The organism is Micromonospora sp. 050-3, from assembly GCF_046549335.1.
Taxonomy (GTDB): Bacteria; Actinomycetota; Actinomycetes; order Mycobacteriales; family Micromonosporaceae; genus Micromonospora; species Micromonospora trifolii.
On record NZ_JAJPVX010000002.1, the window covers coordinates 1700091 to 1714070 of the forward strand.

The following is a 13980-nucleotide window of genomic DNA, read 5'->3' on the forward strand; positions in this document are numbered from 1 at the left end:
GGGAAGTCGGACGCCAGGGTGCGGACTTCCGCTGATCCGGGCGTACAGTAAAGGCGTCCGGACAGAGAGTGTCCGTGCCTTGCGGCAGCCCCCCGACAAGTGGACAGGTCGACGTAGAGATGATCTACGGCCTGCGAGAACTTGACGAAGGAGGGGTTTGCGGCTCAATATATAGGTGTCGCCAGTCGCGCCCGGTCATGCCCAGATACAGCCTGGAATGACAGCCGCGTATGAATTGGGCGCGCGTTGGCCGGCCTTTCCGGCAGCGCATATCAAGGAGTCAGCATGGCGAAGGCCCTCTACGGCCACGTAGGTGCAGCGCCCGACCGGCGTCTGCTCGACGAGGTCACCCGACTGCGTTCCAGGGTTCAGGCACTGGAGTTCGAGATCACGCGTCTGCGAGCCGACAATGATCGGCTTGCGGCGGCTGCGGCGGAGGCGGACGATCTGCTCCGTCTGGCCGAGCCGGCGCTGACCTGATCTTCAGGTCGTAAAAAACTGAATCGCACCACCGCAAAAATGCGCGCCGACACCTCTGTGCCGGCGCGCAACACTGTCCGGCACCCTTTCGGCACCGACGATTCATGATCATGCGGCCGATCGTGTGGGAACAGCGCCGCACAGTTACCGGAAAGCGCGTCGGCGGATAAGCCGATCATGAAAGGCGCTTGCCTTTATCGCTGTCCACGGAACATCAGCGCGCCCACTGTCGACGCGACGCGGGGCGGGTCGCGTGCCGGGCCGCTCCCGCCGCCGGGTTAGTCTGCGGGTTCACCCAGGTCCCCACAGCCGGCGACGGTACGGCGGCCACCGGACGAGGATCGAGTAGGTGTATCTCAAGAGCCTGACGGTGAAGGGGTTCAAGTCCTTCGCCTCCGCGACGACGTTGAAGCTGGAGCCCGGGATCACCTGCGTGGTGGGCCCGAACGGCTCGGGCAAGTCCAACGTCGTCGACGCCATCGCCTGGGTCCTCGGCGAGCAGGGCGCCAAGGCCCTCCGTGGCGGCAAGATGGAGGACGTCATCTTCGCCGGCACCGCCGGCCGGGCGCCGCTGGGTCGCGCCGAGGTCACCCTCACCATCGACAACACCGACGGCGCGCTGCCGATCGAGTACACCGAGGTCTCCATCACCCGCCGGATGTTCCGCTCCGGCGAGAGTGAGTACGAGATCAACGGCAACTCCTGCCGGTTGCTCGACATCCAGGAGCTGCTCTCCGACTCCGGCATCGGCCGGGAGATGCACATCATCGTGGGGCAGGGCCGCCTCGACGGCATGCTGCACGCCAAGCCGGAGGACCGCCGGGCGTTCATCGAGGAGGCGGCCGGCGTCCTCAAGCACCGCAAGCGCAAGGAAAAGGCGCTGCGCAAGCTCGACGCGATGCAGATCAACCTCAACCGCCTCACCGACCTCACGGCCGAGCTGCGTCGTCAGCTCAAGCCGCTGGGCCGGCAGGCCGAGGTGGCCCGGCGCGCCGCCGCCATCCAGGCCAACCTGCGCGACGCCCGGCTGCGGCTGCTCGCCGACGACCTGGCCACCCTGCGGACCACCCTCGACCGGGAGATCGCCGACGAGACCGCGCTGCGCGAGCGGCGCGAGCAGATCGAGGGTGAGCACACCGAGGTGCAGGGCCGACTCGGCGAGTTGGAGGCCGCCCTCGCGGAGGACGCGCCGCTGCTCGCCGCCGCCCAGGACACCTGGTACAAGCTCTCCGCCCTCCAGGAACGCTTCCGCTCGATCGAGCAGTTGGCCCGGGAGCGGCTGCGGCACCTCAGCGCCACCGGCGACGACGAGCGGCCCGGCCGCGACCCGGACCAGCTGGAGGCCGAGGCGGAACGCGTCCGCGAGCAGGAGGAGGAGCTGCGCGGCGCGCTCACCGACGACCAGATCCGACTGGCCGAGGCGGTCGAGCACCGCCAGGAGTTGGAGCGGCAGCTGGCCGCGGCCGAGCGCGAGCTGGTCGCCGCGGCCAAGGCCATCGCCGACCGGCGGGAGGGGATGGCCCGGCTCACCGGCCAGGTCAACTCCGCCCGGGCCCGGACCACCAGCGCCGGCGAGGAGATCGAACGCCTCGCGATCGCGCACGCCGACGCGCTGGGCCGCGCCGAGCAGGCGCAGGCCGAACTGGACGCGGTCGCCGCCCAGTCCACCGAAGCCGACCGGGACAACGCGGACCTGGACGCCCGGCACGCCGAGGCGGTCGCCGTGCAGGAACGGGCCCAGGCCACAGTGCGCTCACTCTCCGACGCCGAGCGGGCGGCGGAGAAGGACGCCGCCACCTGGAAGGCCCGCGAGGAGGCGCTCGCCCTGGGGCTGCGGCGCAAGGACGGCGCCGGGGCGCTGCTCGCCCGCGCCGGGGACGTGCCCGGCCTGCTCGGCAGCCTCGCCGGGTTGCTCACCGTCGCGCCGGGTCACGAGGCCGCGTTGGCCGCCGCGCTCGGCGGCCTTGCCGACGCCGTCGCCGTCAGCGGGGTGGACGAGGCCGTCGAGGCGATGCGGCTGTTGAAGATCTCCGACGCCGGCCGGGCCGGCCTGCTGGTCGGCAGCCCGGCGGGGCCCGGCATGACCGGCTCCAACGACGCGCTGCGCCCGAAGCTGCCGGACGACGCCCGGTGGGCGCCCGACCTGGTGGAGTGCAGCGCCGAGCTGCGTCCGGCGGTACACCGGGCCCTGCGGGACGTGGCGCTCGTCGACGATCTCGCCGCCGCCGCCGAGCTGGTCGCCAGCAACCCCGAGCTGAGGGCGGTCACCCCGGACGGTGACGTGGTCGGGGCGTACGCGGCGGCGGGCGGGTCGGCCAAGGCCCCCAGCTACATCGAGGTGCAGGCCGCCGTCGAGGAGGCCCGCGCCAACCGGGTCACCGCCGAACGCGCTGGCCTGGAGCTACGTGATCAGTTGGTCGAGGCGCGCGCCGAGGTAGCCGCCGCCAAAGAGACCGTGCAGCACGCCGCCGCCGAGAAGCGCGAGGCGGAGAGCCACCGCAACGCCGCCGCTCGCCGGCTGGCCGAGCTGGGCGCGGCGGCCCGCTCCGCGAAGGCCGAGACCGACCGGCTCGGCGACTCCCGCTCGCGCGCCGAGGCCGCCCGGCAACGGGACCTCACCGCGCTCGCCGAGCTGGAGGAGCGGCTACGGCTGGCCGAGGAGACCCCTGTCGACGCCGAGCCCTCCGCCGAGGAACGGGATCAGCTGGCGGCCATGGTGCCGCAGGCCCGGCAGAATGAAATGGAGGTCCGGCTCGCCGTGCGTACCGCCGAGGAGCGGGTCTCCTCGATCGCCGGCCGGGCCGACTCGCTCACCCGGCAGGCCACCGCGGAGCGGGCCGCCCGGGAACGCGCGGCGGCCCGGCGGGCCGCCCGCGCCAGGGGTGCGGGCATCGCACGGTCCGTCGCCGGTGGCGCCCGGGAGGCGCTGACCCAGCTGACCACCTCGATCGCGACGGCCGAGGAGCACCGCGACGCGGTTGCCCTGGAGCGCGCCGCGCGGGAGGCAGAGCTTCAGGAGGTACGCGGGGCCGCCAAGCGGCTCGCCGCGGAGTTGGAGCGGCTGACCAGCCAGGTGCACCGCGACGAGGTGGCCCGGGCGGAGCAGCGGCTGCGCATCGAGCAGCTGGAGGCGAAGGCCGCCGAGGACTTCGGGCTGGACGTGGAGACGCTGGTCGCCGAGTACGGTCCGACGCAGCCCGTTCCGCCGACCCAGGTCGACGTCGCGGCGGCCGAACGGGACGGTCTGCCGGTGCCCGAGCCGGTGCGCTACGAGCGGCCGGTGCAGGAGAAGCGGGCCGCTAAGGCGGAACGCGAACTCGCCCTGCTCGGCAAGGTCAACCCGCTCGCGCTGGAGGAGTTCGCCGCGCTGGAGGAGCGTTTCAAGTTCCTCTCCGAGCAGTTGGAGGACCTCAAGGCCACCCGTCGGGACCTGCTCACAGTGGTCAAGGACGTGGACGAGCGGATTCTTGAGGTCTTCGCCAGCGCCTTCGAGGACACCGCCCGGGAGTTCGAGAAGGTGTTCACAGTGCTCTTCCCCGGGGGCGAGGGACGGCTGATCCTCACCGAACCGGACGACCTGCTCACCACCGGCGTCGAGGTGGAGGCCCGCCCACCGGGCAAGAAGATCAAGCGGCTGTCGCTGCTCTCCGGTGGCGAGCGGTCACTGACCGCGGTGGCCATGCTGGTGGCGATCTTCCGCGCCCGACCCAGCCCGTTCTACATCATGGACGAGGTGGAGGCGGCCCTGGACGACGTCAACCTGGGCCGGCTGATCCTGTTGCTGGCACAGTTGCGCGAGAAGAGTCAGTTGATCGTCATCACGCACCAGAAGCGGACGATGGAGATCGCCGACGCGCTCTATGGCGTGACAATGCGCAGTGGGGTCACCCAGGTGATCAGCCAACGGCTCAACCGGGCCGACGAGGACGACCAGCGGCACGGCCGCGGCGAGGAGAACGGGTAGTGGCTCGGGAACGCGCGACGGCGCTCCTGCTGGACTTCGACGGCGTACTGCGCCGGTGGGACCCGGCGGTGGCCGCCGTTGTCGAGCGGGAGTACGGCCTCTCCGAGGGGGTGCTCGGCGAGATCGCCATGCAGTGGGGGCGGCTCCAGCCGGTGCTCACCGGCCAGGTCAGCCACGCCGAGTGGATGAACAGCGTGGCGGACGCCCTGAGCGAATCGGTGGGCAGCCCGGAACGGGCCCGCGCCGCGGTGGAGCAGTGGCAGAGCTACCGGGGAGAGGTCGATCAGGAGGTGCTGGCGTTCGTCCGGGAGGTCCGTGCGGCGGGCGTCCGGGTCGGGCTGGGCACCAACGCCACCGACCTGCTCGACGCCGACCTGGCCGCGCTCGGCCTGGTCGGCGAGCTGGACGTGGTGGTCAACTCCTCGGTGATCGGCGTGCACAAGCCCGCGCCGGAATACTTCAAGGCCGCCTGCGTGGCCCTGGCCACCCCGCCGGCCCGGGTCCTCTGCGTCGACGACGAGGACTGGGCCGTCCGGGGTGCCCGGGCCGCCGGGCTGTCGGCGCACCGCTGGGGCGGCCACGCCGACCTGCGTTACCTGCGGGCGGCCCTGGACTACTGAGCGCCTGTCACTCGCCGGTGACGCCGTCGATGCGTTCCCGGATCAGGTCGGCGTGACCGTTGTGCCGGGCGTACTCCTCGATCATGTGCACGTACACCCAGCGCAGGTTGAAGGTGCGCTTCTTCGCGCTGACCTCGGTGAACGTCTCGTCGAGCGCGTGGCCGGCGGCCGCCTCGCGGGCCAGCGCCACCTCGCGGTGGAAGATGGCGAAGTCGGCCTCGGCGTCGGCTGCGCTGACGTCGTGGTCGGCGTCCGGGTTCTCCGGGGTGAAGTACGGGTAGTCGACAGGCTCGCCGGCGAAGTTCTCCCGGAACCACCAGGCCTCTACCTCGGCCAGGTGCCGGACCAGGCCGAGCAGGGTCAGCCCGGACGGTTCCACGCTCGGCGTCCGCAGCTGCTCCTCGGTGAGGCCGGCGCACTTGAGCAGCAGTGTCTGTCGGTGGTAGTCGAGCCAGCCGTCGAGCATGGTGCGCTCGTCGCCGACGTACGGTTCGGGGGTCCGGGTGATCTCCGGCGCGATCCAGGTCATGCCGCGCATCCTGCCCGGCACCTCGGACAGCCCGCGAGGGGTTATCAGGGCACCACGACGACCGGCCAGCGGCCGGCGCGGACCAGCCGGGTGGCGACCGAGCCGACCAGCCGGTGTCCGGCCTGCTCGGAGGCGCCGACCACCACCATGTCGGCCTGGAACTCGTCGGCCGCCGCGCGCAGCTCGCCGTACGCGTCGCCGCGCCGCACCAGCAGTGTCACCGGGATGTCCCACTGCTCGGCCCCGCGCCGGCACTCCCGGCGCAGTTCGTCGGCCAACTCGTCGTGGGTGCGCTGGACCGCGCCGGCGTCCATGCCGGGCACCAGGGCGGTCAGCCCGCTCGGCGAGCTGACGAAGACCACCACCAGCGCGGCGCTCTGTCGACGGGCCAGGCCCGCGGCGTAGGAGCCGGCCCGCTCGGAGGTCCGGGTGCCGTCGACACCCACCATGATCACCCGAGGCCCGTCCGTGCCGCGCTCGAAGGGCAGCGGTCGGGTCCGGGGGCCGTACTCCTCGCGGTCCGGTGCTCCCACGCCCATGGCTCTACCTCACCTCTGCTCGCCGGTACGGATCACGGGTGAGCCGGCGCCGGCAGCGACAGTCGATTCCCGCTCGACCTCGTCGGAAACCGGGTTGCCGTTGTGCTGGCGCAGCGGCACCTCCTTGATGAAGGCCACCGCGATCAGCGCGATCAGCGCGAACGGGGCAGCGGTCAGGAAGATGTCACCGGCTCCGTGGCCGTACGCGCTCTCCACCACCGCCCGTAGCGGGCCGGGCAGTGTGTGCACGTTGGGCAGGGCGCCGCCGCTGCCGGAGCTGGAGGCGGGGATACCGAGTTGGGCCAGCCCGTCGGCGGTGTAGTCCTTGACCTTGTGGGCGAGCACCGCGCCGAGGGCGGAGACGCCGATCGCGCCACCCAGGCTGCGGAAGAACGCCACCACCGAGCTGGCCGCGCCGAGTTCGTGCGGGCCGACGGTGTTCTGCACGGCGAGGACCAGGTTCTGCATGGTCATGCCCAGGCCGACGCCGATCAGCAGCATGTAGACGCTGAGCAGTGTGAAGCTGGTGTCGACGCGCAGGGTGCCCATCAACGCGAAGCCGATGGTGAGCAGTGCCGACCCGATCACCAGGTACCGCTTCCAACGGCCGGTCTTGCTGATGACCCGCCCGATGACAGTGGAGGCGACCAACAGGCCGAGGATCATCGGCAGGGTCATCAGACCGGACATGGTCGGGCTCTGCCCGCGGCTGATCTGGAAGTACTGGCCCAGGAAGATCGAGGCGCCGAACATGCCGACGCCGACCGCGATGCTGGCGACGACGGCGAGGGTGATGGTGCGGTTGCGGAACAGCCGCGGCGGGATCATCGGCTCGGCGGCCCGGGTCTCGACCCGGATCGCCAGCGCGCCGAGGACCAGCGCGCCGACGATCATCACGGCGCTCTGCCAGGAGGCCCAGGCGAACTGGTCGCCGGCGAGCGAGACCCAGATCAGCAGCACCGAGACGGCCGCGGTGATCAGGGTGGCGCCCCACCAGTCGATCTCAGCCTTCCGCTTGACAACCGGCAGGTGCAGGGTCTTCTGGAGCACGATCAGCGCGAGGATGGCGAACGGCACGCCGACGTAGAAGCACCAGCGCCAGCCGAGCCAGGAGGTGTCCACGATCACGCCGCCGATCAGCGGGCCGCCGATGGTGCCGACGGCCATCACGGCGCCGAGGTAGCCGCTGTAGCGGCCGCGTTCGCGGGGCGCGATCATCGTGGCCATGATCACCTGGGCCAGCGCGGTGAGGCCACCGGCGCCGACGCCCTGGAGCACGCGGCAGGCGATCAGCTCACCGGTGCCCTGGGCGAGGCCGGCCAGCACCGAGCCCAGCACGTAGATCCCCAGGGCCAGCTGGACCAGGGTCTTCTTGCTGGTCAGGTCGGCCATCTTGCCCCAGATGGGGGTGGTCGCGGTGGTCGCGAGCAGGGCCGAGGTCACCACCCAGGTGTACGCGGACTGGCCGCCGTGCAGTTCGGTGATGATCCGCGGCAGCGCGTTCGAGATGACAGTGGAGGAGAGGATCGCGACGAACAGGCCCAGCAGCAGACCGGAGAGTGCTTCCAGGATCTGCCGGTGGGTCATGGTCACGGCGGTCGCCTGGGAGGGCACTGTCGCCTGGCTCATCGTTTGTTGCCTCCGAGCGGAGTCGAGGTGGAACGGCGGCGGGCTGGTACGCATGGGCCGCCTGAGAGTTGCCTGAAGCAACCGTATGCCTTGGTTGCCTGAAGCAACAACTTGTCGGACCGGCGTCCTATTCCCCGGTTCTGGGCGGCTACCGCCAGGGACTCCCTGGCGCCGGGTGGCTACTGCCAGGAGTCGTTGAACCGGCCGAGCAGCCGGGCGAACTCCTCGACGTCCCGCTCCGGCCAGCCGTCCAGAGCGCGCAGGAACTCGCCCAGCCGAGCTGCGCGGGCCACGTCGAACCGGCGCTGCCCCTCCTCGGTCATGCTGATCTGCGCGGCCCGCCGATCGCTCGGATCGGGGTCGCGGTGCACCAGACCGAGGACCTCCAGCGCGTTGATCTGCCGGCTCAGCGTCCCCTTGCCCACGCCCAGCCGCGCCGCCAACTCGGTCAACCGGATCGACCCGCTACGCCGCAACCAGAGCAGCAACCCGTAGGTGTTCGGCTCCAGGTTCGGGTGCACCTCCCGGGCGATCTCCCAGGAGACCGCCCGGCCACGGCGCAGCAGAGCGGTCAACTCGTGCTCGACCGCCCGGATCGGCTCCGGCAGGTGCTCGTCCACGGCGTAGAGACTACGGCGCGGCCGGCTCGCCGTCGCCGGAGAGTCGACGCCGCATCACCGGGCGTAGGTGCCCGTCCTTGGTGGTGCCCTCGATGACCACGTCGGCCCCGCGCCCGTGATGGGTCAGGGTGGCGACGGCGTTACCGAAGTACGGGCCGGCCAGCTTGCGCCAGCGCACCCCCGGCCGGCGTACGCCCGCCGAACGGGCCAGCGCCCGGGTGGCCCCGGCCGGACCGGGCGACCAGCCCAGCCGCATCAGCGGACGGATACCCGCCGGCACCTGGTTGTGGATGGGCGAACAGGTGAGCTGGTGCACCGGAGTGACCACCGCCGGGTCCGCGAACCGGGCCCGCGCCACGTACGAGTGGTGCACGTCACCGGAGAGCACGCTGATCGACGCCGGTGGGGCGTACGCCGGGCCGGCCCCGATCCGCGCGCCGGACTGCCGGGGCGTGCCGGTGCCGATGCGGGCGAACGTCTCCGCGAGCGCCTCGAAGGAACGCCGGAACGCCGCCCAGTGCTCCAAATCCAGGGCGCGGCGCAGCTTCTCCGCCCCGCGGGCCACCCACGGTCGGCGTGAGTCCGCCAGTTTCTCGTTCCACGCCTCGATGTGGTGGATGCCCTGCGGCAGCAGCCAGGGCAGCGAGGCGCCCACCACCAGGTGGTCGTAGACCCCGTGCGCCTGGTCGAGGAACCAGGCCCACTCGCCGGGCGGCAGCATCGCTCGGCTGTTGGGCTCGAGCACCCGGCTGCACCGGTTGTCCAGCATGACCAGCCGGGTCCGGCCCAGGTCCAGTGCGTAGCTCCACTGATATTGCACAGCGCGCCAGCGCTCGGTGTCGTGCGCCAGGTCGGACTCCTGGTCGACCCGGTGGCCGAACTCGCGCAGCACGCTGGTGGCGTCCTCGGCGGCGGCGACCTTCGCGAAGACCGGATCGGCGACGATCTCGTCGGGGGAGAGGTTGCCCAGGTGCTGGTAGACCCAGTACGAGGCGAGCCCACTGCCGATCCGCTCCTGCCACCACGGCTGCTCGCGCACCTCGTCGCGCCACGCCGCCGAGGTGTTCCAGTCGTCGATGATCTCGTGATCGTCGAAGATCATCACGCTGGGCACTGTGGAGAGCAGCCAGCGGATCTCCGGATCACGCCAGGACTCCAGGTAGAGCTTGGTGTACTCGTCGAAGCTCACCACCTGGTCTGCCGGAGCGCCCTTCGGCCGCCGCCGCCGTCGACGCAGCAGCCGGCGCACGGTGGGCGAGGTGACGTCGGCGTAGACCTGGTCACCGAGCAGCACCAGCAGGTCGGGCAGCGGATTCGACTCCGGGTCGGCCATCAGCCGTCGGGCGTACGCGTCGAGCGCGTCCGGCGGCAGCTTGCGGGTGGTGGCGTGCTGGGTGGTCTCCCGGCACGAGCCGAAGATCAGGTTGACCGGCTGGTCCCGATCGTCGGCCGCCCGGGTGCGGATCACGCTCGGCGGGAACCCGCTGCTCGGCACCGGCCAGACGATCTCGTCGTCGACCAGCACCTCGTAGGTGGTCTCGCTGTCCGGGGCAAGGCCCTCCACCACGACGAGGGCGTAGTGGTGGTCGTACGCCGAGAAGGTGGGCGCGGTGCCGGTGGCGCCGCTGGCGGTGCGGACGGTGACCACGGCGGGCGCCGCAGTCTCCACCCAGATCGTTGCCCGAGTGTCCACCACTCGCCGCAGAAGTGGGCCGATGAGGAGGTGCGCGGCGGGCATGCGGCCGAGCCTACCGCCGGTCTCCGGCACCGGCCGGGGTGCGGTGGCTGAGACGCCGGGCACGGCTCGGGGTGCGGTGGCTGGGACGCCGCCGCCCGCATCTGACAGGATTCCGGCATGGCCGAATATCTCGTCCTCGCTCTGGTCCTGCTCGGTGTGCTGATCGCCGGCACAGTCGGGCTGGTCGTGCCGCGATTGCGGCGACGGCCCGAGCCTCCGCTGCCACGCACGGAGGTCGACACCAGGGCTGAGGAGGATCTCGCCGGCCCGCCGGTCGAGGCACCGGAGTCCGATCTGTCCACCGGCGTCCTGGTCGAGCCGCCACCGGTGCTCGAACCACAGGTCGAGGTCCCCGAGCCGACCGCCGGGCGGCTGGTCCGGCTCCGCTCGCGGCTGTCCCGCTCACAGAGCGTGTTCGGCAAGGGTCTGCTCGGCCTGCTCGCCCGTGACCACCTCGACGAGGACGTCTGGGAGGAGATCGAGGACAGCCTGATCACCGCCGACGTCGGCGTCGACGCCACCCGCGACATCGTCGACCGGCTCCGCGAGCGCACCCGGGTGCTCGGCACCCGCTCGGCCTCCGAGCTGCGGGCACTGCTCGCCGCCGAGCTGGTCAACGCGCTCGACCCGAGCCTGGACCGCTCGTTGCGGACCGCCCCCAAGGACGGCGTGCCTGCTGTGGTCCTCGTCGTCGGTGTCAACGGCGCCGGCAAGACCACCACCTGCGGCAAGATCGCCCGGGTGCTGGTGGCCGACGGTCGCAGCGTGCTGCTCGGCGCGGCGGACACCTTCCGGGCTGCCGCAGCCGACCAACTGGAGACCTGGGGCTCCCGCGTCGGCGCGGAGACCGTCCGGGGGCCCGAGGCCGCCGACCCGGCCAGCGTCGCCTTCGACGCCGTCAAGCGCGGCATCGACACCGGCGTGGACACCGTGCTCATCGACACCGCCGGCCGCCTGCAAAACAAGGTCGGCCTGATGGACGAGCTGGGCAAGGTCAAGCGTGTGGTGGAGAAGCAGGGCCCGATCGACGAGACACTGCTCATCCTGGACGCCACCACCGGGCAGAACGGCCTGGAACAGGCCCGGGTCTTCACCGAGGTGGTCAACGTGACCGGTGTGGTGCTGACCAAGCTCGACGGCACCGCCAAGGGCGGCATCGTGATCGCCGTGCAGCGCAAGCTCGGCATCCCCGTGAAGCTGGTAGGCCTCGGCGAAGGCAAGGACGACCTGGCCCCGTTCGACCCGGCGCAGTTCGTCGACGCGTTGCTGGGGACCGAGGCCACCGGCCGGGACGCGTAGTCTCGGGTGACCACTGACGATCGCGCGTACGCGGGCTGGCGTGACCCCGGCCATCCCTCGCAGCGCCTCGGGAGACCGTACGTGACTTCGCAGGAGATCCCGCTGCACGGCGGCAACGTGAGCACCGTTGTCCGCGTGGGTGACACGGTCCGGCGCAACGCCGGGCCGTGGACCCCGTCCGTGCACGCGCTGCTGCGCCACCTGGAGTACGTGGGGTTCACCGGCGCCCCCCGGGCGCTCGGGATGGACGAGCGCAACCGTGAGGTGCTGTCGTACCTGGAGGGGGAGTGCGGAGAATATCCGCTCGCCCCGCACTGGGTGACCGACGAGGCCCTGGTCACCGTTGCCACCATGCTGCGGATGTTCCACGACGCGCAGTACGGCTTCACCCCTCCGCAGGCGGCGGTCTGGCGCTCGTTCGGGCCCCCACCACCGGACACCGAGGTGATCTGCCACCACGACGCCGCGCCGCACAACGTGATCTGGCGTCCGGACGGCACCCTCGGGCTGATCGACTTCGACCTCGCCTCACCCGGAGCGCGGATCTACGACGTGGCGTACGCGGCCTGGACCTGGGTGCCGATCTTCGCGGACCGCGACTCGATCACGCTGGGCTGGAAGCACCCGGACCGGCCTCGCCGCCTCCGGCTCTTCGCCGACGCGTACGGGCTGATCCCCCGGGACCGGCACCGGCTGATCCGGACCATCCGTAAACGGATCGTTGACCACGTCGAGGGGATCCGCCGGATGGCCGCCGCCGGTGAGCCGGCGTTCGTCCGGATCGTGCACAAGGGTCACCTGCGTCGACCGATGCGCGATCTGCGGCTGCTCGACTACGAGCGGCACACACTGGAGAACGCCCTCCGCTGAGCGTCGGTCGGGCGATGCTCGGCCGGGCTCGTCAAGCGCACCGGTCGATGCCGTTGACCGGTCAGCCATCGACGATCGCCGTCCGGCCGATCCACATTCGTCCATGCTGATGACTGTGCGGAGTTCGTGACACGTCCGAAACAACCCGTCACGAAACGGAAACCCGCACGGGACCCAAAGTGAAACAGCCGGCCGCGAAGCTTCCGCGCAACCGGCCTACGGGCGACGCTGCCCCGGAAAGCCGCGAAGGAGGACTTCACCTTTAGGAGGCCAGCGTGCCTGAAGCACCGACGATCGACGGCGCCAATACCACGTGGCTGCTGGTTTCGACCGCGCTCGTGCTGCTCATGACCCCCGGACTGGCGCTGTTCTACGGCGGCCTCAACCGGGCCAAGGGCGTACTCAACATGATGATGATGAGCTTCTCGGCTATCGGGCTCATCTCTATTCTGTGGTGGTTCTACGGATTCAGCGTCGCCTTCGGGACCGACGTGAACGGCTTCTGGGGCGACCCGGGCGCGTACCTCGGCACCAAGACCTTCCTCGCCGAAACCGACCTGTGGGGTGCCACGGCGGAGAACCCCAGCGGCATCGGCGTCCCGCTCTACGTGTTCATGGCCTTCCAGATGGTCTTCGCGGTGATCACCGTCGCGCTGATCAGCGGTGCCATCGCCGACCGGGCCAAGTTCGCCGGCTGGCTGCTGTTCGCCTTCGGCTGGGCCACCCTGGTCTACTTCCCGGTCGCCCACTGGGTGTGGGGCGGCGGCATCATCGGCGGCGACATCCACGCACTGGACTTCGCCGGTGGCACAGCGGTGCACATCAACGCCGGTGCGGCGGCCCTGGCCGTGGTCCTGGTCCTCGGTAAGCGGCTCGGTTGGCCGCGTGAGGGCATGAAGCCGCACAACATCCCGTTGGTCGCGCTCGGTGCTGGTCTGCTGTGGTTCGGCTGGTTCGGGTTCAACGCCGGCTCGGAGCTGACCGTCGACTCGGTCGCCGGCCTCGCCTTCATCAACACCCAGCTCGCCACGGCGGCGGCGGTGCTCGGCTGGATCGCTGTCGAGTGGGTCAAGACCCGCAAGCCGACGATGGTCGGTGCCTCGTCCGGCGCCGTCGCCGGTCTGGTCGCCATCACCCCGGCCTGTGGCTTCATCGCACCGTGGGCGTCCGTCCTGCTCGGCATCGTCGCCGGCGCGGTGTGCGCGCTCGCCGTCAGCCTCAAGTACAAGCTCGGCTACGACGACTCGCTCGACGTGGTCGGCGTGCACTTCGTCGGTGGTTGGATCGGGTCGCTCTGGCTCGGCCTCTTCGCCACCAACTCGGTCAACGCCGCGATCACCGACGTGGTGGGTGCCTCCGACGGCCTCTTCTACGGCGGCGGCGCGACCCAGCTCGGGCGGCAGGCCCTCGCCGGCCTGATCGTCACCGCCTGGTCGTTCGGCGTCGCCTGGGTGCTCGCCTTCGTGATCGAGAAGACGATCGGCTTCCGCGTCACTGGCGAGGCGGAGGTCGAGGGCATCGACATCGCCGAGCACGCCGAGAGCAGCTACGACCTGTCCCCGGCCGGCGGCGGCACGGGCAGCGCGTTCGCGATGGCCGGCATCGGCACCCCCGGTGGCGGCGCGACGAGCGGTGCCAAGCCGGAGGCGGAGCCCGCCGAGCCGGTCAGCGAAAAGGTCGCCGGTTAACGTT

At 71.1% G+C, this 13980-nt stretch carries 11 protein-coding genes; 6 read left to right on the plus strand and 5 right to left on the minus strand.

The window, feature by feature from the left end:
- Positions 1-285: 285 nt before the first annotated feature.
- The 3 genes from ACLJOK_RS22920 (at position 286) to ACLJOK_RS22930 (ending at position 5064) form a co-directional block, all read left to right on the plus strand.
- Positions 286-480: a hypothetical protein gene (locus ACLJOK_RS22920; protein WP_030487463.1), complete on the plus strand. Its 195-nt coding sequence runs from the start codon at positions 286-288 to the stop codon at positions 478-480.
- A gap of 349 nt (positions 481-829) precedes the next feature.
- Complete coding sequence (gene smc / locus ACLJOK_RS22925; RefSeq protein ID WP_410820708.1) at positions 830-4444, plus strand: chromosome segregation protein SMC; 3615 nt, start codon at positions 830-832, stop codon at positions 4442-4444.
- Positions 4444-5064 (plus strand): HAD family hydrolase, encoded by a 621-nt coding sequence (locus ACLJOK_RS22930; protein ID WP_410820709.1) that lies wholly within the window; start codon positions 4444-4446, stop codon positions 5062-5064. Before smc ends, ACLJOK_RS22930 begins: the two co-directional genes overlap by 1 nt.
- Before the next feature lie 7 nt (positions 5065-5071).
- Here the strand turns inward: ACLJOK_RS22930 and ACLJOK_RS22935 are convergent, their stop codons facing one another.
- From ACLJOK_RS22935 to ACLJOK_RS22955, 5 genes are all read right to left on the minus strand, one after another.
- Positions 5072-5593 (minus strand): DinB family protein, encoded by a 522-nt coding sequence (locus ACLJOK_RS22935; RefSeq protein ID WP_410820710.1) that lies wholly within the window; start codon positions 5591-5593, stop codon positions 5072-5074.
- Between the two features lie 44 nt (positions 5594-5637).
- The gene (locus ACLJOK_RS22940; protein ID WP_410820711.1) at positions 5638-6132 is read right to left on the minus strand and encodes a universal stress protein; all 495 of its coding nucleotides are present in this window, start codon (positions 6130-6132) and stop codon (positions 5638-5640) included.
- Positions 6133-6141: 9 nt separating this feature from the next.
- Entirely contained in the window at positions 6142-7761 is a 1620-nt protein-coding gene (locus ACLJOK_RS22945) for an MDR family MFS transporter (protein WP_410820712.1), read from the minus strand.
- A 179-nt stretch (positions 7762-7940) separates the two neighbouring features.
- On the minus strand, positions 7941-8381 hold the full coding sequence (locus tag ACLJOK_RS22950) for a MarR family winged helix-turn-helix transcriptional regulator (protein ID WP_354943392.1): 441 nt from the start codon (positions 8379-8381) through the stop codon (positions 7941-7943).
- A 10-nt stretch (positions 8382-8391) separates the two neighbouring features.
- Entirely contained in the window at positions 8392-10119 is a 1728-nt protein-coding gene (locus ACLJOK_RS22955; protein ID WP_410820713.1) for an alkaline phosphatase D family protein, read from the minus strand.
- A 117-nt stretch (positions 10120-10236) separates the two neighbouring features.
- Between ACLJOK_RS22955 and ftsY the strand changes: the two genes are divergently transcribed.
- The 3 genes from ftsY to ACLJOK_RS22970 all read left to right on the plus strand — a co-directional run bounded on the left by ftsY (position 10237) and on the right by ACLJOK_RS22970 (position 13976).
- Positions 10237-11418, plus strand: a complete 1182-nt coding sequence (gene ftsY, locus ACLJOK_RS22960) for a signal recognition particle-docking protein FtsY (protein WP_334508007.1) — start codon at positions 10237-10239, stop codon at positions 11416-11418.
- Between the two features lie 6 nt (positions 11419-11424).
- Positions 11425-12288, plus strand: a complete 864-nt coding sequence (locus ACLJOK_RS22965) for an aminoglycoside phosphotransferase family protein (RefSeq protein ID WP_181518597.1) — start codon at positions 11425-11427, stop codon at positions 12286-12288.
- 275 nt (positions 12289-12563) lie between these two features.
- Entirely contained in the window at positions 12564-13976 is a 1413-nt protein-coding gene (locus ACLJOK_RS22970) for an ammonium transporter (RefSeq protein WP_238681247.1), read from the plus strand.
- Positions 13977-13980: the final 4 nt, after the last annotated feature.

What these genes read in the sequence shown, in the direction of transcription:
- ACLJOK_RS22920 (WP_030487463.1), top strand. Translation starts at nt 286, where the DNA reads ATGGCGAAGGCCCTCTACGGCCACGTAGGTGCAGCGCCCGACCGGCGT.
- ACLJOK_RS22935 (WP_410820710.1), bottom strand. Translation starts at nt 5,593, where the DNA reads ATGACCTGGATCGCGCCGGAGATCACCCGGACCCCCGAACCGTACGTC.
- ACLJOK_RS22940 (WP_410820711.1), bottom strand. Translation starts at nt 6,132, where the DNA reads ATGGGCGTGGGAGCACCGGACCGCGAGGAGTACGGCCCCCGGACCCGA.
- ACLJOK_RS22945 (WP_410820712.1), bottom strand. Translation starts at nt 7,761, where the DNA reads ATGAGCCAGGCGACAGTGCCCTCCCAGGCGACCGCCGTGACCATGACC.
- ACLJOK_RS22955 (WP_410820713.1), bottom strand. Translation starts at nt 10,119, where the DNA reads ATGCCCGCCGCGCACCTCCTCATCGGCCCACTTCTGCGGCGAGTGGTG.
- ftsY (WP_334508007.1), top strand. Translation starts at nt 10,237, where the DNA reads ATGGCCGAATATCTCGTCCTCGCTCTGGTCCTGCTCGGTGTGCTGATC.